18 protein-coding genes and 3 pseudogenes are annotated in these 19,797 nt (G+C 62.0%); 8 read left to right on the top strand and 13 right to left on the bottom strand.

The window, feature by feature from the left end:
- Nucleotides 1–41: 41 nt before the first annotated feature.
- Nucleotides 42–152: pseudogene (locus D5400_RS21890) on the top strand (integrase); the annotation flags it as partial.
- Between the two features lie 166 nt (nucleotides 153–318).
- On the top strand, nucleotides 319–675 hold the full coding sequence (locus tag D5400_RS17620; RefSeq protein ID WP_126011230.1) for an iron chaperone: 357 nt from the start codon (nucleotides 319–321) through the stop codon (nucleotides 673–675).
- 271 nt (nucleotides 676–946) lie between these two features.
- On the opposite strand, the pseudogene D5400_RS17625 reads toward D5400_RS17620, so the two are convergent.
- The 6 genes and pseudogenes from D5400_RS17625 to D5400_RS17650 all read right to left on the bottom strand — a co-directional run bounded on the left by D5400_RS17625 (nucleotide 947) and on the right by D5400_RS17650 (nucleotide 6,679).
- Nucleotides 947–2,057 (bottom strand): annotated as a pseudogene (locus tag D5400_RS17625) (IS3 family transposase).
- 276 nt (nucleotides 2,058–2,333) lie between these two features.
- Nucleotides 2,334–3,284 (bottom strand): bile acid:sodium symporter family protein, encoded by a 951-nt coding sequence (locus D5400_RS17630; protein ID WP_205665481.1) that lies wholly within the window; start codon nucleotides 3,282–3,284, stop codon nucleotides 2,334–2,336.
- Complete coding sequence (locus tag D5400_RS17635) at nucleotides 3,265–3,807, bottom strand: winged helix DNA-binding protein (protein WP_126011232.1); 543 nt, start codon at nucleotides 3,805–3,807, stop codon at nucleotides 3,265–3,267. The genes D5400_RS17630 and D5400_RS17635 overlap by 20 nt, the downstream gene beginning before the upstream one ends.
- On the bottom strand, nucleotides 3,777–5,081 hold the full coding sequence (locus tag D5400_RS17640) for a TRAP transporter large permease (RefSeq protein WP_126011234.1): 1,305 nt from the start codon (nucleotides 5,079–5,081) through the stop codon (nucleotides 3,777–3,779). The genes D5400_RS17635 and D5400_RS17640 overlap by 31 nt, the downstream gene beginning before the upstream one ends.
- On the bottom strand, nucleotides 5,081–5,641 hold the full coding sequence (locus tag D5400_RS17645) for a TRAP transporter small permease (RefSeq protein ID WP_126011236.1): 561 nt from the start codon (nucleotides 5,639–5,641) through the stop codon (nucleotides 5,081–5,083). The genes D5400_RS17640 and D5400_RS17645 overlap by 1 nt, the downstream gene beginning before the upstream one ends.
- Nucleotides 5,642–5,698: 57 nt before the next feature.
- The gene (locus D5400_RS17650; protein ID WP_205665482.1) at nucleotides 5,699–6,679 is read right to left on the bottom strand and encodes a TRAP transporter substrate-binding protein; all 981 of its coding nucleotides are present in this window, start codon (nucleotides 6,677–6,679) and stop codon (nucleotides 5,699–5,701) included.
- 170 nt (nucleotides 6,680–6,849) lie between these two features.
- On the opposite strand from D5400_RS17650, the gene D5400_RS17655 reads away from it, so the two are divergent.
- A complete protein-coding gene (locus tag D5400_RS17655) occupies nucleotides 6,850–10,494 on the top strand; it encodes a hydantoinase B/oxoprolinase family protein (RefSeq protein ID WP_126011238.1) in 3,645 nt (1,214 codons plus the stop codon).
- Between the two features lie 87 nt (nucleotides 10,495–10,581).
- Here D5400_RS17655 and D5400_RS21895 read toward each other — a convergent pair.
- The 4 genes and pseudogenes from D5400_RS21895 to D5400_RS17675 all read right to left on the bottom strand — a co-directional run.
- A pseudogene (locus D5400_RS21895) lies at nucleotides 10,582–10,677 on the bottom strand (hypothetical protein); the annotation flags it as partial.
- Nucleotides 10,678–10,703: 26 nt separating this feature from the next.
- Complete coding sequence (locus D5400_RS17665; RefSeq protein WP_126011242.1) at nucleotides 10,704–11,060, bottom strand: iron chaperone; 357 nt, start codon at nucleotides 11,058–11,060, stop codon at nucleotides 10,704–10,706.
- Between the two features lie 389 nt (nucleotides 11,061–11,449).
- Nucleotides 11,450–12,280 (bottom strand): NAD(P)H-binding protein, encoded by an 831-nt coding sequence (locus tag D5400_RS17670; protein ID WP_126011244.1) that lies wholly within the window; start codon nucleotides 12,278–12,280, stop codon nucleotides 11,450–11,452.
- Nucleotides 12,280–12,723: a nuclear transport factor 2 family protein gene (locus D5400_RS17675; RefSeq protein ID WP_245451341.1), complete on the bottom strand. Its 444-nt coding sequence runs from the start codon at nucleotides 12,721–12,723 to the stop codon at nucleotides 12,280–12,282. Before D5400_RS17675 ends, D5400_RS17670 begins: the two co-directional genes overlap by 1 nt.
- Nucleotides 12,724–12,845: 122 nt before the next feature.
- On the opposite strand from D5400_RS17675, the gene D5400_RS17680 reads away from it, so the two are divergent.
- The gene (locus D5400_RS17680) at nucleotides 12,846–13,400 is read left to right on the top strand and encodes a TetR-like C-terminal domain-containing protein (protein ID WP_245451342.1); all 555 of its coding nucleotides are present in this window, start codon (nucleotides 12,846–12,848) and stop codon (nucleotides 13,398–13,400) included.
- Between the two features lie 119 nt (nucleotides 13,401–13,519).
- Here the strand turns inward: D5400_RS17680 and D5400_RS17685 are convergent, their stop codons facing one another.
- A complete protein-coding gene (locus D5400_RS17685; protein ID WP_126011246.1) occupies nucleotides 13,520–14,434 on the bottom strand; it encodes a helix-turn-helix transcriptional regulator in 915 nt (304 codons plus the stop codon).
- Between the two features lie 95 nt (nucleotides 14,435–14,529).
- Between D5400_RS17685 and D5400_RS17690 the strand changes: the two genes are divergently transcribed.
- Together D5400_RS17690 and D5400_RS17695 are read left to right on the top strand one after the other, a co-directional pair.
- The gene (locus D5400_RS17690; protein ID WP_126011248.1) at nucleotides 14,530–15,288 is read left to right on the top strand and encodes an SDR family oxidoreductase; all 759 of its coding nucleotides are present in this window, start codon (nucleotides 14,530–14,532) and stop codon (nucleotides 15,286–15,288) included.
- 65 nt (nucleotides 15,289–15,353) lie between these two features.
- Nucleotides 15,354–16,298 carry an alpha/beta hydrolase family protein gene (locus D5400_RS17695; RefSeq protein ID WP_126011250.1) on the top strand — a complete coding sequence of 315 codons (945 nt, stop codon included), beginning with the start codon at nucleotides 15,354–15,356 and terminating at the stop codon, nucleotides 16,296–16,298.
- A 371-nt stretch (nucleotides 16,299–16,669) separates the two neighbouring features.
- Here D5400_RS17695 and D5400_RS17700 read toward each other — a convergent pair whose 3' ends face one another.
- A complete protein-coding gene (locus D5400_RS17700) occupies nucleotides 16,670–17,572 on the bottom strand; it encodes a LysR family transcriptional regulator (RefSeq protein ID WP_126011252.1) in 903 nt (300 codons plus the stop codon).
- 94 nt (nucleotides 17,573–17,666) lie between these two features.
- On the opposite strand from D5400_RS17700, the gene D5400_RS17705 reads away from it, so the two are divergent.
- Both D5400_RS17705 and D5400_RS17710 read left to right on the top strand, forming a co-directional pair.
- A complete protein-coding gene (locus D5400_RS17705; RefSeq protein WP_126011254.1) occupies nucleotides 17,667–18,251 on the top strand; it encodes an NAD(P)H-dependent oxidoreductase in 585 nt (194 codons plus the stop codon).
- Nucleotides 18,252–18,254: 3 nt separating this feature from the next.
- Nucleotides 18,255–18,674, top strand: a complete 420-nt coding sequence (locus tag D5400_RS17710; protein ID WP_126011256.1) for a DUF6220 domain-containing protein — start codon at nucleotides 18,255–18,257, stop codon at nucleotides 18,672–18,674.
- Nucleotides 18,675–18,831: 157 nt separating this feature from the next.
- On the opposite strand, the gene D5400_RS17715 is transcribed toward D5400_RS17710, so the two are convergent.
- A complete protein-coding gene (locus D5400_RS17715; protein ID WP_126011258.1) occupies nucleotides 18,832–19,710 on the bottom strand; it encodes a LysR family transcriptional regulator in 879 nt (292 codons plus the stop codon).
- Nucleotides 19,711–19,797: the final 87 nt, after the last annotated feature.

Below are 19,797 nucleotides of genomic sequence, written 5' to 3' on the forward strand. Positions count from 1 at the left end.
CCGCCGGTCGGCGTGAGACGACTAGCACCCCGCCGCCATTGGTCCGCGCCATCGAAAACTTGCTTGATCACTCCATGATCGAGAGCACATTGCGCTATCTTGGCGTCGACGTGGAGGACGCGCTCCTCCTGGATGAGCGAACCGAGATCTGACATTGAGCGGCCGATGCAACGTGGACGGCCGCTTTTGACACGCGACACACTAGGTTGCTCCGACCATCGTGGGGTGGATTGCGGACGGGCAGCTTTTGGGCGGTCGTGGCACCCAAGCAGTCATAGCTCTGCTTGCGCGAGCACATTCTATGGTCGATGATCCAGCATGACCGAATTGCTCGACCATAATGCATACATAGCTGCGGCGCCGGAAGCCCTTCGGCCACAACTTGCCAACGTTCGTGACCTCCTCAAGCAAGCTCTTCCTGATGCGGAAGAGGTCATGCAGTACGGCATGCCAGGCTTCACTTCCGGAGGCGTGATGATCGCGGGTTACGGAGCGTTCAGCAAACAGTGCGGCCTCTATGTCAGCAAAGGTGCGATCAACGCGCATGCTGACGATATCGCTGCAGCCGAGCTTAAAGCATCCAAGACTGGTGTCACCTTTTCACCAACAAAACCGATACCTGACGAACTGATCACGGCGCTCGCCTTGGCATCGCGCAACGATGCGGCGGTCTGACCGCCAATGTGCGAGATGGGGTCGCAAGCAGTTGTAGAGATCAGCTGAATCTTAGCGGCAGCTATTCGGCCCGCGGCGCCCAAAACCGGATCGTCCGGAAACGGCCCAAACTGTGCCCAACAGACAATGTCCGCTTTCTCCGAAGTCCCCAGAAAAGCTGACAGGCGGCTTCCCACCCCAAAGTAGACATGACGCCAGCCCGACTATCGCACTCGGGAAATGATTTCCTACCGGCGCTTTTGAAGTGACCTGCTCCCCTGAATGTCCCCATTCATTGGCTAGCTCTGTTCACGTTGCGGTCCATACCGGACCGGGTTGCAAACTCGTTCGGTGTGAGCCCGTCAAGGCTCGTGTGGGGCCGGTGCAGGTTTTAGTCTATTCTCCATGCCTCGATGATCTCTCGGGCATGGCGGTAGCTGCGGAACAGGTGCTCATTGAGACATTCGTCCCTCAGCCTGCCGTTGAACGACTCCACGAAGCCATTTTGCATGGGTTTGCCGGGTGCGATGGAGTGCCACTCGACGCCGCGATCCTGCTGCCAGGCCAGCATGGCGTTTGACGTCAGCTCCGTGCCGTTGTCGCTGACAATCATGCAGGGGTAGCCGTGCCGTTCGGCGATCGCATCCAGTTCACGAGCGACACGTTCGCCCGAGATCGAGTTGTCGACCACTGTCGCCAGGCACTCCCGGCTGGAGTCGTCGATCACGCACAGGATGCGGAAGCGACGGCCGTCGACCAACGCGTCCGACACGAAGTCGAGTGACCATCTCTGGTTTGGATCCTGCGGAATGGCCATCGGCGCTCTCGTGCCCAGAGCCCGTTTGCGCCCGCCACGTTTTCGGACCGTCAGGCGCTCTTCCTTGTAAATCCGGTAGAGCTTCTTCCAGTTCACCGAGACACCCTCCCGCTTCAACAGCAGGTGCAGGCGGCGGTAGCCGAACCGCCGTCGCTGCGATGACAGTTCCCGCAAACGTGCTCGCAAAGCAGCATCGTCCGACCGGCTGGATATGTATCGGTAGACACGCGGCGCAATGCCGACCAGCGCACAGGCCCGCCGCTGAGAGTAGCTCTTCTTTTCGACTGCCCAACTCACGGCATTTCTCCTTGAGCCGGGCGTCAGAAGTTTTTTGCCAGCATCTCGCGCAGCGTCGATGCATCCATCATCGACTCTGCCAGAAGCCTCTTCAGGCGGGCATTCTCCTTCTCCAAAGCCTTCAGCCGTTTGGCCTCCGACACCTCCAGGCCGCCATACTTCTTTCGCCAAGCGTAGAAGGTCGCGTCCGAAATGCTATGCTTGCGGCAAAGCTCGCTGGCCGTCATGCCCGCCTGATGCTCATTGAGAATACAATGATCTGTTCGTCCGAGAACCGCGATCGCTTCATTGCCTGTCTCCTTCATCAAAGAACAGGCTAACCCAAAAGCGGGAACGTCTCAGGGGAGCAGGTCAACCCAATTCGGCTAGAATCCATATTCTGGCTTGCCGGGCTTTGAGCGGTTTATCAAGATCGTCGCCAGCGCTCCATGCAGGTGTGCATGTCGCTTCAGACGTCGTTCCAGTGTCACCGGGAGGCGAGGTAGTGAGGCAAAGAGGCAGAATGAAGATCGCACTCTATACGATGAGCTCTGCAATCCCCGGGATCTGACCCACAGCGAAAAAGCTAACTTTTTGCGAGCTTTCGGTACCACCGCGCCAGTAGAAATGGTGTGAGGTACATCGGGATCTGAAAGCAGCCGATTAATAGTAGAAGCTCGTCGGCCGTTGCCTCTGGCAGCACCGAAAGAAACAAAGCTGCGTTGCGATTGCCGGCGGTGATCCCCATCGCCGGTGCCGCGGCCGGGTCCTTACGCGCGGCAAGCGCACTGGCGCAGAGCTGAATCGGAAAGTTAAGCAGGAAGACAGCGGCCAGTGCCGCGAAGAATGCACCACGCTCGTTGAGAACCGCCGGACCGATAGCCGACATAAGGCCGATGACCACCAGACCGAGCAGAAGTGCGGCAAGCCCATCCATGGCCAACACCGACCGATCGCCGCCCGACACGACGTCGAACGCCCGTAGCGCGTAGGCGACGCCGCCGGCTAGTGTGATCAGCATCAGAAGCTCGAGTGCAGCCCGCGCAACCGCAAGCGGGCTGCCGAAGGCGGGCATGACGAGAAACACCGGCAAGACCGTCAACGGCAAGAGCGCGGTTCCGATGACGAGCTGGCGTAAGGCCGGCGCTGGATCGCCGCCGGCCATGAGGGTGATGTTCGGGCTGCCAGTGATGGGCGCTGCTGCCAGCACCAGCACGATGCCCATGGCGATGGTAGAGCCGAGGGCGCCCGTGAGCCAAAAGGCGAACGCCGCCGTGAGCGGCAGCACAACCTGGAGCACGAGCGCCAGTCCCGCCGCGCGGTGGACGCCCTTAAGCCCTGCTCTGATGCCATCTGGTCCCAAGCGGAGAACCGCAAGGAACAGCAGCGCCACGATCATCGGCGCGATGCCGGGCCTCAGCGCAACTGCGAGTTCCGGCAGGAATGCGCCGAGCAAGAGCCCCGCGACGAGCAGCATCCGCCCATGGCGGGCGAGGAAGGCGAAGACTGGCACCAGCCTAAAGGGAGGCGGCAGCACGCGCCGCCTGGTCGTAGGCACCAGAGACCGCACGTAAGAGGCTGGCGAGACGCGAGAGCTCAGCCGGGTCGTGACCGAATTGTAGAACCGACTGCACCACTAGCGCCTCTCGAACATCGCCATAACGCTTGCAGAGTTGGCGCCCTGCTTCTGTTACCGTAATCGTCTTCTCCTTGCCCTTGCGGCCCGGCTCCACCAAACCTTGCTCGACCAGCTTCTTGATCGCGTAGTTGACGAGATGCGTATCCTCAACATTGAGCACGAGACAGATATCCGCGAGCGTTTTCGGCCTTGCCCGATGGTTGACGAGGTGCACGATCAGCACTTCCATAGGCGAGAGCGACGGCCCACCGGCTGCCGCCGTGCAGCGCACGATCCACCGCTGGAAGGCATGATTTGCCATGGTCAAGGCAAACTCGACTTCCGAGAGCGCCGGCAGGCTCGAATTGGCGAGATGCGCCGATGAAACCACCGGCCCGATCGCTAGATCCTTCAGTTGTTCATCATAGTGCTCGGCAGCCATAGGGCGATCTCCGGAAAAGCGGCGAGAAGTGCAGTCGCTAGGACAAGGATCAAGAAGAAGGGCAGCGCATAGAGCGCGATCTCGAAAATCCCTCGTCCCGTGATCGACTGGATGACGAACAGGTTAAAGCCAACGGGCGGGGTAATCTGGCTCATCTCGACCACGAGAACGAGGAAGACGCCGAACCAGATCGGATCAATGCCGGCGGCAAGCACCATCGGCAGGATGACGGACGTTGTCAGCACGACCATTGATATGCCGTCGATGAAGCAGCCGAGAATGATAAAGAACACGAGGAGGACGGCCAGCAGCGCGAACTGCGAAAAGCCCTGCTCACCGATCCAGGCGGCAAGCGTGCGCGGGATGCCGGTATAGCCCATGGCGACGGTGAGGAACGACGCGCCTGCCAGAATCAGCGCGATCATGCAGCTCGTGATCGCCGATCCTTTGAGCGAGGTTACGAAGCTTTCCCGCGACAGCCCACCGGAAAAGAAGGAGATCGCAAGGGCTCCAAAGACGCCAACCACGGCCGCTTCGGTCGGCGATGCGAAGCCGCCATAGATCGAGCCGATGACCGTCACGATCAGGACAACTGTCGGCAGGAGCAGCGTCAGCGCCTCGAACCGTTCGCCCCAAGTGGGCTTCGGCTCGGGCTCCGGCATCCTGTCCTTGTTCATCCAGGCCCAGAGCATGACGTAGGACGAAAACATCACTGCCAGCGTGACGCCTGGCAGGATGCCGGCGAGAAACAGGCGCGCGATCGATTGCTCGGTCGCCGCGCCATAAACGATCATGATAATCGAGGGCGGGATAAGGAAGCCGAATGTGCCCGAACCGGCGAGCGTGCCGATCGCCATGCGCGGGTCGTAGCCGCGCCGCTGCAGTTCCGGCAGCGACATCTTGCCGACCGTCGCAGTCGTTGCAGCCGACGAACCGGACACGGCTGCAAACAGCGCGCACCCGAACACGTTGACGTGCAGGAGACGCCCGGGCAGCCTTCGCGTGAAGGGAGCAAGGCCCGAAAACATGTCCGACGAAATGCGGGAGCGGAACAGAAGCTCGCCCATCCAGATGAACATGGGAAGCGCCGTCAGGTCCCAGCTGTTCATTGCCCCCCAGACCCGACGTGCGAAGACGAGTCCGGCCGGCGCCGATGACGCCAGTTCCATGGCGACAAAGCCGACAGCCATGAGGGCAAAGCCGACCCAAAGGCCGGAGAAAAGGAAGCCGAAGAGGACAGCAATCAGGATCAGGGACAGAATGCCGATATCCATCAGTGGCCTCCCTCGTCGACGCCGCGCGTGCGCTCGATCTCGCGAAACTTCGCTTCGCCACCGGAAAGCACGGCTGCGAGTTCGTCCAGGATCGCAACGGCGAGGATGGCGAGCCCGCTTGTCATGACGGCTTGCGGGATCCAGAGCGGGATCGCGATCAGGCCGTAGGATACGGATGCGCGCTCGAAGGACGCATAGGCCTGCCCTCCGACCACCCAGCTCGCATAGGCGGCAAGCGCCAGAGCGACGATGAGGACGAATGCGGTCATGGCGCGTTCCAGGCGGGGCCCGGCCCAGCCGACGAAGAGCGTCACGCGCACATGACCCGCTGCCCTCAAGGTCGCCGGCAGAGCGAGAAAGGCCGAGGCGATAAAGAGAAAGCCGCCGATCTCTGCCAGCGACGGGATGGCAAAGCCGAAGCGGCCGAAGCCAGCGAGCGTAGACAAGCGGTCGATCAGCCGTGCCACCACCTGGATGAAGACGAGGGTCGCGATCACGACCATCGCGGAGCAAGCGCCGAACAGAGCAGCGCCGTAGAGGGCATCGAGTGCCTTGCGCATGGGAGCAGTCCCTGTAAGTGGAACGGGCGGGTCGATGACCCGCCCGTTCTTGAAGGCTTACTGGTTGCGGTAGGCTTCGATGACCGCGGTGCCTGCCTCACCGGCCGAGGCCTGCCACTCCTCGGTCATCGTCGCGCCGATCTCCTGCAGCTTGGCGGAAAGCGCCTCGGACGGCTGCATGATGGTCATGCCGCCAGCCTCCAGCTCAGTGATCTTGGCGTCGGTCTCCTCGCGCGACATCTGCCAGCCGCGCTCTTCAGCGGCAGCAGCCGCTTCTAGGATCGCGTTGCGCTCGTCTTCCGAAAGCGCTTCGAAGGCTTCCGTGTTGACGACGATGATGTTCTTCGGGAGCCAGGCCTGTACGTCGATGTAGTGCGAGGTGAAATCCCAAGCCTTGGCGTTGGCGCCAGTCGATGGCGAGGTGATCATCGCCTCGACGCGGCCGGTCGAGAACGCGGTTGGAATATCGGTCTCTTCGACCTGCGTCGGCGTGGCGCCGAGCAGCGTCGCAAGGCGCTCCGTGGCGACGTTGTATGCGCGGAAGTTCAACCCTTCCATCTGTGCCGGATCGGTGACTTCCTGGTTGAGGTAGAGGCTCTGACCCGGCCAGGCGACCGCATAAAGCACCGTTAGGCCCTGCTCGGCGAGCTTTTCGGAGACCGCGTCTCGTGAGGCAGCCCAGAGCTGCTCGCCCTCTTCATAGGAAGAAGCCAGGAACGGGATAGAATCCAGCGCAAAGACCGGGTCTTCGTTCGCAAGACGCGAGAGCAGGAACTCGCCAATTGGCACGAGACCGTCACGCACCGCATCCTTGATCTCAGCATGGCCAAAAAGCGAGTTTGCGGAATGAACGGTGATGTCGACGCTGCCGCCCGTTGCCTCCCGAACGTCGTCGGCGAACTGCATGATGTTCTGCGTGTGAAAGATGCCATCGCCATAGGGCGTCGGCATGTCCCAGGCGTTCTGCCCCATGGCGGGAGCGGAGAGAAGAGTGGCGAAGGCTGCGGCTAGAAGACCGGCGCGAAAATGCTGCGTCATGATCGTATTCCCCTTTTTTTGGCAGTGCGACCTGGTTCCGGCAGGACGCTTGCGGCGCCGTATCCGGCGTCGAAATGAGAGGTTGACGGCTCATTCGCAATTTGTCAACGATTTGTCAGCGTCCGGCGGAAGACCGGTCGGACTCGGGAACATTGACGGAGGACTGCAGCATGGTGGACCGCATCGACGGCACGGGCCAGTGGGATTTCTGGATCGATCGCGGCGGCACGTTCACCGACGTCATCGGCCGCGCACCCGACGGATCGCTGCAGCCGATGAAGCTTCTGTCGGAAAATCCGGAAGCCTATGAGGACGCGGCGATCGAAGGCATCCGACGCCTGGTCGGCGCTGCCACCCAAGCCGATCTGCCCTCCGCTGCCATCGGCACCATCCGTATGGGAACGACGGTCGCCACCAACGCGCTGCTCGAACGCAAGGGCGAACGCACGCTGCTCCTCATCACCGAAGGCTTCCGCGACCAGCTGCGCATCGCCTACCAAGCGCGGCCGGACATCTTCGCCAAAGAAATCATCCTCCCCGAACAGCTCTACGAGCGCGTCATCGAGGTGCCTGAACGCTTGATGGCCGACGGGTCGGTTGAGCGCGCGATCGAGCTCGACCCGATCCGTGCGGACCTCGAGGACGCGAAGGCCGACGGCATCGGCGCCGTTGCGATTGTGCTGATGCATGCCTGGCAGAACCCGGTCCATGAGGCGGCGCTGGCCGAACTGGTCCGAGGTCTGGGCTTCGAGCAGGTTTCCGTCAGCCACGAAGTCTCGCCGCTGATCAAGCTCGTCGGTCGCGGCGATACGACCGTCGTCGACGCCTATCTCTCGCCCATCCTCGGCCGCTATGTCTCGCGCGTCGCTCGTATCCTCGGCGCTACGCCGCCCGGCGAGCCCGGCCCGACGCTTCAGTTCATGATGTCGTCCGGCGGCCTCACCGCTGCCGACCGTTTTCGGGGCAAGGATGCGATCCTGTCCGGTCCGGCAGGCGGCGTCGTCGGCATGGTCAAGACTGCCGAACAGGCAGGCTTTCCCCGCGTCATCGGCTTCGATATGGGCGGCACCTCCACGGACGTTGCACATGCGGCAGGCGAATATGAGCGTGCCTTCGACACGGAAGTCGCCGGCGTGCGCATCCGCGCGCCGATGATGCGCATCCACACCGTTGCCGCTGGCGGCGGGTCGATCCTGCATGCCGATCCCGGTCGCTTCCGCGTCGGCCCGGATTCGGCAGGTGCCGATCCCGGCCCCGCCTGCTACCGGCGCGGCGGGCCGCTCACAGTGACGGATGCGAACGTCATGCTGGGCAAGCTCAACCCGGACTTCTTCCCAGCGATCTTCGGCCCCGACCAAGATAAGCCGCTCGACCGCGCCACGGTTGCGACGAAGTTCGCCGAGATCGCGGAGAGCGTCGGCGAAGGCCGCTCGCCCGAGGAAATCGCCGAGGGCTTCCTGAAGATCGCCGTCGAAAACATGGCGAATGCCATCAAGAAGATCTCCGTCCAACGCGGCTACGACGTAACGCGTTACGTGTTGAACTCGTTCGGCGGAGCCGGCGGCCAGCACGCCTGCCTCGTCGCCGATTCGCTCGGCATGGAATCGATCCTGATCCACCCGCTGTCGGGCCTGCTCTCAGCATACGGAATGGGCCTCGCCACCGTCACGGCGAGCCGCCAACAGGGGCTGATGCAGCCGCTCGCCGAAGCCAGCCGCGCCGCAATCTCCGGCCTCGAGGCGGACCTTGCCGGCGCCGTCGCCACCGAACTTGCCGAACAGGGCATCGCAGTCGATACGGTCACCACGCGCACGAAACTACATCTACGCTACGCCGGCACCGACAACACGCTCGATGTTGCCTTCGACGGCGACCTTGCCAAGGCGCAAAGCAGTTTCGAGGCGATGCACCAGGCGCAATTCGGCTTCATCACGCCCGACAAGTCAATCACGGTCGAAGCCGTCGAGGTCGAAGGCTGGCAGGCCGGCGACGAGACGATCGGGGGCGTGAAGGATGACGGCACCGGCCGCGACGCTTCGTCAGACGTCACCGGCCGCATCTTCTCCGGCGGCGAGTGGCGTCAGGCAGGCGTGTTCCGCCGCGAGGGCATCCAGGCAGGCGACCGCATCAAGGGTCCCGCCCTTATCATCGAGGCCAACCAGACGATCGTTGTCGAGCCGGGCTGGACCGCCAGGCTGACGGCTGCCGACAACATCGTGCTGGCCCGCCACGAGAAGCTCGCCCGCAACCAGGCGATCGGCACGAAGCAGGCCGATCCGATCCTGCTCGAGGTGTTCAACAACCTCTTCATGAACATCGCCGAGCAGATGGGCGTCGCGCTCCAGAACACGGCGCATTCAGTTAACATCAAGGAGCGGCTCGACTTCTCCTGCGCCGTCTTCGACGCTTCCGGTGCGCTGGTCGCCAATGCGCCGCATATGCCGGTGCACCTAGGCTCCATGGATCGCTCGGTCGAGACTGTGATCCGCCTGAACGAGGGCAACATCCGCCCCGGCGACGTCTTTGCGCTTAACGCCCCTTATAATGGCGGCACGCACCTGCCCGACATCACGGTGGTAAGCCCGGCCTTCAGCGACGACCGCAAGGAGATTCTGTTCTGGGTCGCCTCTCGCGGTCATCATGCCGATGTCGGCGGCACCGCACCGGGTTCGATGACTCCGCTTGCGACGACTGTCGACGAAGAAGGCGTTCTCATCGACAATTTCCAATTGGTCGCTGAAGGACAGTTTCGGGAAAAGGAGCTCCACGAGCTCCTGACCAACCACCCCTACCCGGTTCGCAACCCGGTTCAGAACATCGCCGACCTCAAGGCGCAGATCGCCGCCAACGAGCGCGGCGCGGCCGAGCTTCGCAAGATGGTCGAGGAGTTCGGGCTGGAGGTCGTGCAGGCCTATATGGGCCACGTACAGGACAACGCGGCCGAGGAAGTAGCGCGGCTTATCGGGCGCCTGGAGGATTGCTCCTACGAGTATCCGACCGACACAGGCCAGATGATCAAGGTGAAGATCACGGTCGATCGCGACGCGCGCACCGCCACGGTTGACTTCACCGGCACCTCGGGCGCAATCGCCAACAACTTCAATGCGCCGGAGCCGGTCGCACGCGCAGCCGTTCTCTACTGCTTCCGCGTCATGGTAGAAGCGCCGATACCGATGAACGCCGGCTGTCTGCGGCCGATCCGCATCGTCATCCCCGAGGGCTGCATGCTGAAGCCGGCCTACCCTCGCGCCGTCGTCGCCGGTAACGTCGAGACTTCGCAGCATGTGACCAACGCTATTTTCGGCGCCCTAGGGGCGATCGCCAACAGCCAGGGCACGATGAACAACCTGACCTTCGGCAACAACGAGTACCAATATTACGAGACGATCTGCTCGGGCTCGCCGGCCGGCCGCATGAATGACGGCCGCGGCTTTGCCGGAACGTCGGGCGTGCACGTCCACATGACGAACTCACGCCTGACGGACCCGGAGATCCTGGAGATGCGCTTCCCCGTGATGCTGGAGAACTTCACGCTGCGAGACGGCTCGGGCGGTATTGGCGCATTCGCGGCCGGCAACGGCACGACACGTACGCTGCGCTTCCTCCAGACCATGGACTGCGCGATCCTGTCGTCGCACCGACACGTCCACCCGCAGGGCATTGCAGGCGGCGGCGAAGGCGAGCTCGGCCGCACCGAGGTTCGCCGCCTCGACGGAACGGTCGAGGTTCTGAAAGGCTGCGACCAGACGGTGCTTCAGGCTGGCGAAGCGGTCACCGTGATCACGCCGACAGCCGGCGGCTACGGCCAAGTCTGATCTCGACCTCCTGCCGCCGTTCAGCCCTTCCCGTTCGGCGGCGCGACTGGAGCAGCAGTTCACCCTTCCCAGATCGCGCTCCCACTTCTTCTCAAAAGTGAAGGACAAGTTACAAAAAACGCAGGTTTGTTCGGCAGCTTTAGTTGAGCGTGCATCGTCACCATCCTGCCACCAGCGGATCATATCGCTGCCTCAGCGGACATTGGCGGTCAGACCGCCGCGTCTTTGCGCGACGCCACAGCGAGCGCCGTGATGAGTTCGTGAGGTATCGGTTTTGTTGGTGAGAAGGTGACACCAGTCTTGGATGCTTTAAGCTTGGCTGCAGCGATATCGTCAGCATGCGCGTTGATCGCGCCTTTGCTAACATAGAGACCGCACTGTTTGCTGAACGCTCCGTAGCCCGCGATCATCACGCCTCCGGAAGTGAAACCCGGCATGCCGTACTGCATGACCTCTTCCGCGTCGGGAAGCGCTTGCTTCAAACGGTCACGAAAGACGGCAAGTTGTGGCCGAAGCGCTTCCGGCGCCGCAGCTCTGTATGCAGCATGGTCAAGTAACTCGGTCATGCTAGATCATCGATCATAGAATTTGCTCGCGCAAGCAGAGCTATGACTGCTTCGGTGCCACGACCGCCCAAAAGCTGCCCGTCCGCAACCCACCCCATCTCAGTCACTAGCGTCCCGTCCAGCAACTGCTCTTGGGAAATGATTTCCTAAGACGTATTCGGGGCCGATTCCGGACGGTCTGATTTTGGGCGCCGAGGCCAAATAGCTGCCATTAAGCTGAGGCTGTTCTTAACGACCGCTTGCGATCCTTTTTCGGTCATTGAAACTCGTTTGCCTGGTGCTCGCAACGTGCCACCCGCAACAGACAGATGAATGAGGCGGGCTGCTGCGGCCTGCATCGGAGGGCAAAGACCAGATCACCTCAAAGGTTTGATCCGGGGCCTCGCGCGTCACTTCCATCGATCAAGGACGCGCTGCACAAAGGCGCGAAATGACGTGGGTCGTTGCCCTGTCACCTGTTCAACGCCCGACGTGGTGCAATCTTCAGCGCCTGCTGCAATGTGCGCGTCCAAAGCCGTGAGCGTTTCGGCATAGTTGGCCGGCAATCCCTGCAACACCAGACGCGCTGTCAGAGAGGCTGGGTCAAGCGATACATGGTGAACTGGCCGACCAAGAGCCGCAGCGATGATTGCCGCGGCATCGTCGTAACTCAATGCCTCCGGTCCCGTCAGCACAACGTCAGAGTTGAGTGGCGTTGCGGCAGTCAAGCACGCGGCGGCCGTGGCGGCGATGTCTTCGGCGTCGATGAAGCCGACACGTCCGGCGCCGGTCGCTGTGTAAATGGCCCCTTCTTTCCGGATCGTCCTGGCGTGGGGCCCTTCAGAGAAATTCTGCATGAACCAAGACGGGCGCAGGACCGCCCAATCCGGCGCGCTCTTTGCCAACCATTCATGAACCTCACCCATCATGGGACCGCCGGGTTCCAAAAGCGACGAGCTGAGCAGAACGAAGCGCCGGACGCCGCGTGCCATCGCCGCCTCCAGTAAAGGTTGCATGACCGCCAAGTGGTCCGTGCGATCGGTCGGCGCTACAAGGTAGACCGCATCGCATCCCTCGACGGCGGATGCAGAAGTTGGATCTGACCAATCGAAACGCCTGTCTTGGCGACCGTCCGGCGTGCGTGTGCCGATTGCGACGTTGATGCCAGCGGCACTCAAGCGAGACGCCACGCGACGTCCAGTCTTGCCTTTGCCACCGATAATGAGGACCCGCTCGACCATCACTGGGCTGCCCCAGCATATGCCGCGGCGGCGGCTTCCGTGCCCCCCAAAGCCGTCAGCACGATGAGCGGGTTCCAATAGTCGCGATAGCGCGCGATGCGCCCTTCGCGCAAAGTGACGACCGAAATATACACTTGGTCGTATGGAGCGCCCGTTTTCACACCCTGACCGGTGCAGGAAAACTCGAAGATCACTGTTTCGCCGACGGCATGAACATTGCCCAGATGCATCGGCCCAAAGGTGAGCAATGGACCGAGTTTCTCGAGATGAGCCGCAAGGGCCGGTGTCCCTTCCAGTCGGCCGGGCAGCCCATCGGGCGCATAGGGAAACTCGAAGAGAACATCATCGGTGAACATGTCAAGCAAGCTGTCCGCAGGGGCGAGCCGTTCACCCAGTGCTGCGCGAAGCAGGTCGGAGAAGCTATCGAACTTGTCAGACATCATGAAACCTCATATGGACGGAACGGTAACGTATCGACGATATAGGAGGTGCTTCGTTGGAACGCAACCGTTCCGTCCTAAAAACCAGAAGAAGGCCTTCTGGAGCGGCTGTGAAGAGCGCTGCATTGACCGATACTCTTCACCGCGCATTCTTCGAAGAATGGGCGCAACGTGGCTTTGCTGCCATAAGTCTTGAACGCGTGGCTGCCAGAGCCGGGGCAGGCAAAGCGGCAATCTATCGCCGTTTCTCGTCGCACCACGAATTCGCAGCGGCGGCCGTGTCATCACTCGGGCTGAAGCTAGCCATGCCAGAAGACCACGGAAGTCTAGAAGCTGACGTTTTGGCTTTCCTAATCCGCCTGCGAGTGGTCTTTCGCCACCCAATAATCCGGCGCATCCTGCCGGATCTTCATGCCGAAGCTGCGCGGTCCGCTTCGATGCGGGAATTAAACACTCAGGTAGCGCATGCTCGCCGAGAGCAAGCTCAGGTCATTCTGGACCGCGCGATCAAGCGGGGCGAGTTGGATGCTGGCGTCGATCGGGACCTAGCGCTCGACTTGCTTCCGGCCCCGTTGTACTGGCGCATGGTGGTCCTGGGGGTGACCCCCACGCGCGATCAACTCGCCACCGAAGCCGTCGCAATTGTGGCTGCACTAAAGGGTTCCGCTCGCCGGCGTTGACCAAACTCGTTTGCGCGTCATCGCTGCGAATGCATCCGCCCTACAGGGAGCAACGGGCTGCAATGGAACTGCAGAAGCCGTCCGATCCGGCGGGCGGCAGCAGAGATTGTTCGAACGCCTTATTCCTTGGCGTGACTTTCGATGAACGCCCTAGGCGACATGCCCCAATTGCGAACGAACGCCATGCCGAACGCGCTGGCCGATCCATAACCGACTTGATGCGCGATTTCAGCGTTGGTCAGTTGACCGCGCATCAGGAGGTCGCGCGCAACCGCCATTCGCCAGCGTATTGCATACTCCATGGGCGTGCAGCCAAGTGTGGCCTTAAATCGTTCGAAGAAGGCCGAACGTGACAGCCCGGCCTCCTGTGCCAGCCCCTTCACGGTGATGGAGTTGCTCCCTGCGTTGTGGATCCGATGCAGCGCGGCGCCGAGCCTGGGGTCTGACAGGCCACGCACAAGACCAGGCGGAAGATCAGGACCTGCGCCCGACCGCAATGCCTCGATCATCAGGACCTCCAGCAGTCGATCAAGAATCATGGCACGGGCGGGCCGTTCGGCGCTTGTCTCATCGTAAAGCATCATCACAAGTGCCGTGAGCCGGTCTTGCCCACACACGTGGATCATCTGCGGCAGCACGGAGAGAAGAAGTGCCTTGTCGGGCGCGTCGAACCGGCAGTGGCCGACAAGGGCTCGCATCTCGACGGGGCTGTCGGGCGGCCCAAGGCGGAACATGCCCGGTCCGGTCTCGAGCGGAAGCCTGGCCACGCCAGGTGGCGGCGGGACCTCGCTGGTCATCGTGAAGCTGTTGAGCTCCGGTACAATCACGAAGTCCCCTGCCCTCAGCAGGATCGGCTTTTGCCGCTCCACGACCAGTCGTGCGCACCCATCGACAATGGCGGCATAGAACGGGCTCGCCATGTCGGTGCGTTCGACCTGCCAGCGCCCTCCGGCCGCGACCATCTTGGAGATGTCCGGTCGAGGTTTCAGAAGGGCGACGATGCTGGCTAACGGGTCCAGTGCGACTTCGGGCATGCATTCGGACTTTCGATGAATCTTGTCGGACTTCACAATATGGCGAGTCCAGACGTCTAGGTCTATCTCGCGGTCTTGCAGACAAGGAGAAACCTATGCCCCGTATCCTCATCACAGGCTGTTCTTCAGGCTTCGGACAGGCCATCGCCGCGCGCTTCCTCGACGAAGGCTGGGAGGTCATAGCGACGATGCGATCGCCCTCAACAGAGGGGCTGCCTCCCTCTGACCACCTCCGCATTGTCCCGCTCGACGTGACCAAGCCGGAGAGTATCGAGGCAGCGCTGTCCGAAACGGGTCAAATCGATGCGCTGGTCAACAATGCCGGCGTCGGTATGCTGAACGTGCTGGAAGGCGCGGAGATCGACAAGGCACGCGAGCTTTTTGAGATCAATGTGCTCGGCACGATGGCTATGTCACGGGCCGTAATGCCGGGAATGCGCCGGCGCCGAAGTGGTGTCATCGTTAACATCAGTTCCAGCGTGACGCTGCGCCCGCTCCCGGCCCTGTCGATCTACTCGGCGAGCAAGGCTGCTGTAAACGCCTTCACAGAAAGCTTCGCCCTCGAGGCTGCCGATTTCGGCGTGCGCGCGCGCCTCGTGCTGCCTGGTAGCGCGCCGGAGACTTCGTTCGGTCGGAACGCCGTGGCGCGGATGGGTATGGATGTGCCCGAGGCTTACGGCGCCTTCGTGCAAACCTATTTGCAGACGCTGCGGCATTCGACGGACAAGACCTCGGCTCTGGATGTGTCGAATGCTGTCTGGCGCGCCGTTACCGATGTCTACGCCCCGATGATACTGCCTGCCGGGCCCGACGCGCATGCCTTGTTCCAGAAAACCGGCGGTGCAGCAGCCTAACGCCTGCTGCGCAAAGATGGCCGCGGCGGCCACTGTCGCCTGCCGTGGCTGCTCAAGGAGACGGAATGAACCGACTGATCGACCTCGCTTTGCATCTGCCGACACCCGAACCGGCACTGACCGTAGCTTACACGCCGATCCGGCTGAGCCTGCCAAACCGTTCGGTCTTGGAACTCCGGCTAACCGCGCCGGCGTCAGGAAGGCACCTCCCTATCGTGCTGTTTTCGCATGGATACGGGCCGTCGCAGTACATTCCCTCCAAGGACGGTTACGCACCGTTGATCCAGTTCTGGGCAGAACGAGGACTGGCAATCATCCAGCCGACCCATGCAAGCTCTCGGCTTGGCGGGCTCGGTCCCGGGCAGCCAGAAGCACCATTCTACTGGCGCGAACGGGTGGCTGAAATGCAAGCGGTCCTTGACCGCCTTGACGAGGTGGAGCGACAGGCACCGGCCGTGGCGGGACGCTTGGACCGTAGCCGGATCGCCGTGGCCGGGCACTCTTTTGGAGGCCATACCTCGGCTCTTTTGCTTGGCGCGCGACTCCAGGATGAGGATTTCTCGGACCCGCGCATCGGCGCAGGCGTCCTGCTGGCCGCACCGGGCCGGGGTGGAGACGACCTCACGGCCGAAAGCGCCGCTCGTTTTCCCTTCTTCGACGTGGATTTAGGCACGATTCGAAAGCCACTCATTGTGGTCTGCGGGGCAGACGACAACCCACACTTCACGCCGCGCGGTCCCGAATGGCATGCCGACGCTTTTACCGACGCCCCCGGGGCGGAAGCCCTATTAACCATCGCTGGGGTGGGCCACGGCCTCGGAGGTATTGCCGGCCTTGATGCCAAGGAGACCGAGGCTGAAGTACCCGATGCGCTCGAAACAGTGCGACGCCTCACATTCGCTTGGTTGTCCAAGCGCATGGGCATCAACACGGAGCTTTGGGAAAAGGGCCGAGCGGCTCTGGGTGGTGATGCTTCGAGACTGGCAGCTCTTATTGAAAAAGTAAGATAGTCGCAGCCCCAATCTCTCACGATTGCGGCCGACCTATCCATATCCATCGGCGACTCTCGGAAATCGCGGATATTTGTCCAGTACTCCAACGGGCGCACGGCCCCCATTTGAATGTATTCGGCCAGATGAATCGGCGCTGGCTTGAATTCGCCACTCAGAATTGAACGGTTGGCCCTCCCGCCCCGATTGCCAGCAGCGGATTTCGATGGGGAATGGCCCCCCCCTACTCCGATCTTCAAGTGACCGGCCGTAGATGAAGGTGGTGAGGCTCGGGCAACCAAGAAACGCTTGCGTGGTGACCGCGTTCGTTATGCGAGGTATGCTGTGCGTCTGGCGCTACAGCTGCGGCAACCTAGCTGTCCACAGCAGCCTCAAACCATCTCCACGAACAACGTCTCAATCATCGAGATCACGTGTCGCAATCCACGGTCGGCAGATTGCCGGCTATGCCAAGCGATCTGCAGAGGAAATCCCGTAATGGGGATTGGCGGCGTCACCGCAAGAAGAGCATCGTGTTGATGCCAGCGGAGGCTGTGCGCCGGCAGGAGCGCAAGAAGAGAGGTGCGCGCAAGTAAGCCGGGAACAAGTTGAAACGCTGGCACCACTAACCCGACCTGACGTTGACGACCTATGGCAGCCAGTTGCGCATCAAGCGGTGTGCGCATCTCGCCTTGGCCGGAAACGACCACATGAGGCCAGGCGAGCCAAGCATCGAGGTCGAAGCCTCTGGCTGCAGGATGATCTCGTCGCATCGCAACGACATAGGTTTCTTCCAGCAGTGTGCGTCGCTCGATTTCCTCCTCGACCCGATCGAAAACCGAAATCGCAATGTCCGTATCGCCGATTCGCAACGCCGAAGCTGCTGCAGCCGCGCCGTGCCACGGCTGGAAAACGACAGAGACGTGCGGCGCCATCCGCTCAAGATTCTCCAGAAGCGGTTCTGCGATCATAGCGATCGGCAGGTCTGCCGCAGTGACCCTAAGGACGCGCTGCAGTTCAGCAAGTGGAACCTCCGCCGGATCTATCAGATCCTGAACCCCCGCAAGCAGCGATTTTAGTGGACCACGCAAGGCATCGGCACGCGGAGTGCGATGCATGGTGCCGCGTCCGCGGTCTAGGAGCTCGTCCCCCAGAAGGTGCCGGCAACGCTGCAACGCAGACGAAACCGCCGGCTGCGACAGGTTCAGCCTCCGCGCCGCGCGGCTGACATGCGCTTCGTCCAGCAGCACGTCGAGAATGACGAGAAGGTTGAGATCGACGGCCCGTAAATTCATGACGACGATAATAGAATAGAATGCATATCGATTGGAATGATTTTCCGTGACCTTCTAGCTTTTGTTCCACAGCCCGGATGCACAGGAGACCGCGATGCCCGGAACACTCATCCTTGTCTTTCACCGCGACCTTGCCGCTTCGAGGGCCAATTCCGCCCTCGCCGCTGCAGCCCGCACCCTGCCGCGTGTCGAGATCGTCGATATGCAGGCGCGATACCCCGAAGCTCGGATTGACCTCGACACCGACGCGGCACGGGATGCTCAGATGCTGCTCAACGCCGACCGGATCGTGCTGCAGTTCCCGATCCAGTGGTATTCCACACCGTCCCTGCTGAAATCCTGGCAGGATGCGGTCCTGACCCGCATGTACTACCTCGAGCGCGAGGCCGAGGGTGACCGGCTGGCCGGAACGCCGATGATGATCGCAGCGACTGCCGGGAACATCCCGGCCGCCTACGCACGTGGCGGACAGAACCACTTCACGATCGACGAGATCCTCACCCCCCTCAAGGCAACCGCGTATCGCTGCGACCTGCCTTGGCACCCACCGCATCTTGTCTTCACCGCCGACCGGCTCTCGGATGAGGCGCTTTCCAAAGCCGCCGACGACTATCGCCGGGCACTTGCAGGCTTCATCGCCGCAACTTCATCCAAGAACCCCACACATGGGATTGTCTAAGAAATGGAAACGCTGAAACACGATACGCTTCATGACATCGAGCACGGCACACCCGCCCTGTTCATCTGGTCTGCCCGTGCCTTACCTGCATTGCTCGGCGCACAATTTTTTCTTGCCGGACAAGCCCTCTTCGGTGGGATGTCCTGGGATCTCCACGGCCTTGTCGGCGCGATTGTCGGGCTGCCCGTCCTTGTCCTTGCCGGCGGTGCGATTGCACTGCCGCGACTGCGAGGTTTTAGCTGGTGGGCCGGGCTGACGCTGATCCTTTACGTCGCGCAGGTCGGGCTTGCCATGGCAGACACCGGAGCACTTGCCTTTCATCCCTTTAATGGTGCGCTTCTGCTGACCTCGGCGATCGTTCTGCTCGCCAAGGTCGAGCGCCGCCGACGCATCACCGCTGACATCCCAGGAAACCCGAAATGACCCTATCGAGACGCCAGATCCTGCGCATGGCTAGCGGACTTGCAGCCGCGACCGTCGCCAGCTCGCTCACCACATTCCGCTCGCTTGCCGAGAGTGCGGGGGTGCCGGGCTTTCTCACCGGCCATTTCCGGCCGGTGAATGCCGCGGTGCTCATTCCTCAACGATCCCAATGGCGAACGTGGTCGATCAGCGCCCGGAGCTTCGGCGCCATGTTCTGTCGCTGCGGAAAATAGAGGTAGAAGCCTGCGAAAGGCGGCAGGTAGTCCTCGAGCAAAGGGACCAACCGGCCGCTGGCGAAATGATCCCTCATACAATCCCATGGCGCAAAGGTAATGCCGCCACCCGCCAGCGCCGTGCGCAACATCAAACGCAGGTCGTTGGTCGTCACCTGCGGATTCACCATCACATCAAAGGGTTTGCCATGCTCTTCGAACTCCCACCGCCATGGTGCGGTATTGGGGGCCGGCCGCCAGCCGATGCAGCGGTGAAGAAGCAGGTCGCGTGGATGCGAGGGGACGCCATGCCGAGCGAGGTAGGCGGGCGTGGCCGCCGCTACCTCGCGTTGCGGGCTGCTGACGGGCACGGCGATCATGTCCTGTTCGATGACTTCGCCAAGCCGAATGCCCGCGTCGTAGCCACGCGCCACGATATCGAACTCGTCGTCCGTCACGGTCACGTCAAGTGTGACCTGTGGGTGCGCCTCCGCAAAGCGCGCGAGCAGCGGTCCCGCCAAGAAATCTTCCGCAATCGAGGTGACGGCCAACCGCAGCCGGCCACGCGGGATGTTCTCGCGGGTCTCCAGCGCAGTCTGCACTGCGGCCATCGGCGCACGCAGGCTCTCGACCAGCCGTTGCCCGGCTTCAGTCAGTCGGACCGAACGAGTCGTGCGCATGACCAGGTGGACGCCCAGAGCATCCTCCAGCCGCCGCACGCCTTGGCTGACGGCGGAACGCGTCAGGCCGAGCCGGTCGGCGGCAGCGCGAAAGTTGGGCTCCTCGGCTACGGCAAGGAGCAGCGGCAGCAGGTTCAGGTCCATCCTGGGGCCTCCATTGTCGAGCTTTGTTAACCGCTCAGTCCAGCAAATGCGCAATACCGTGGACAGAGTGGAGCGTCCATCTTCCTG

Source organism: Georhizobium profundi (assembly GCF_003952725.1).
Taxonomy (GTDB): domain Bacteria; phylum Pseudomonadota; class Alphaproteobacteria; order Rhizobiales; family Rhizobiaceae; genus Georhizobium; species Georhizobium profundi.

Excerpts from the sequence above, each read along its gene's own strand:
- D5400_RS17645 (WP_126011236.1), bottom strand. The coding sequence starts at position 5,641 with ATGCGCAAGGCACTCGATGCCCTCTACGGCGCTGCTCTGTTCGGCGCT.
- D5400_RS17665 (WP_126011242.1), bottom strand. The coding sequence starts at position 11,060 with ATGACCGAGTTACTTGACCATGCTGCATACAGAGCTGCGGCGCCGGAA.
- D5400_RS17710 (WP_126011256.1), top strand. The coding sequence starts at position 18,255 with ATGGAAACGCTGAAACACGATACGCTTCATGACATCGAGCACGGCACA.
- D5400_RS17670 (WP_126011244.1), bottom strand. The coding sequence starts at position 12,280 with ATGGTCGAGCGGGTCCTCATTATCGGTGGCAAAGGCAAGACTGGACGT.
- D5400_RS17700 (WP_126011252.1), bottom strand. The coding sequence starts at position 17,572 with ATGAATTTACGGGCCGTCGATCTCAACCTTCTCGTCATTCTCGACGTG.
- D5400_RS17685 (WP_126011246.1), bottom strand. The coding sequence starts at position 14,434 with ATGCCCGAAGTCGCACTGGACCCGTTAGCCAGCATCGTCGCCCTTCTG.
- D5400_RS17675 (WP_245451341.1), bottom strand. The coding sequence starts at position 12,723 with ATGATGTCTGACAAGTTCGATAGCTTCTCCGACCTGCTTCGCGCAGCA.
- D5400_RS17620 (WP_126011230.1), top strand. The coding sequence starts at position 319 with ATGACCGAATTGCTCGACCATAATGCATACATAGCTGCGGCGCCGGAA.
- D5400_RS17690 (WP_126011248.1), top strand. The coding sequence starts at position 14,530 with ATGCCCCGTATCCTCATCACAGGCTGTTCTTCAGGCTTCGGACAGGCC.
- D5400_RS17695 (WP_126011250.1), top strand. The coding sequence starts at position 15,354 with ATGAACCGACTGATCGACCTCGCTTTGCATCTGCCGACACCCGAACCG.
- D5400_RS17705 (WP_126011254.1), top strand. The coding sequence starts at position 17,667 with ATGCCCGGAACACTCATCCTTGTCTTTCACCGCGACCTTGCCGCTTCG.
- D5400_RS17640 (WP_126011234.1), bottom strand. The coding sequence starts at position 5,081 with ATGGATATCGGCATTCTGTCCCTGATCCTGATTGCTGTCCTCTTCGGC.
- D5400_RS17715 (WP_126011258.1), bottom strand. The coding sequence starts at position 19,710 with ATGGACCTGAACCTGCTGCCGCTGCTCCTTGCCGTAGCCGAGGAGCCC.
- D5400_RS17635 (WP_126011232.1), bottom strand. The coding sequence starts at position 3,807 with ATGGCTGCCGAGCACTATGATGAACAACTGAAGGATCTAGCGATCGGG.
- D5400_RS17650 (WP_205665482.1), bottom strand. The coding sequence starts at position 6,679 with ATGACGCAGCATTTTCGCGCCGGTCTTCTAGCCGCAGCCTTCGCCACT.
- D5400_RS17655 (WP_126011238.1), top strand. The coding sequence starts at position 6,850 with ATGGTGGACCGCATCGACGGCACGGGCCAGTGGGATTTCTGGATCGAT.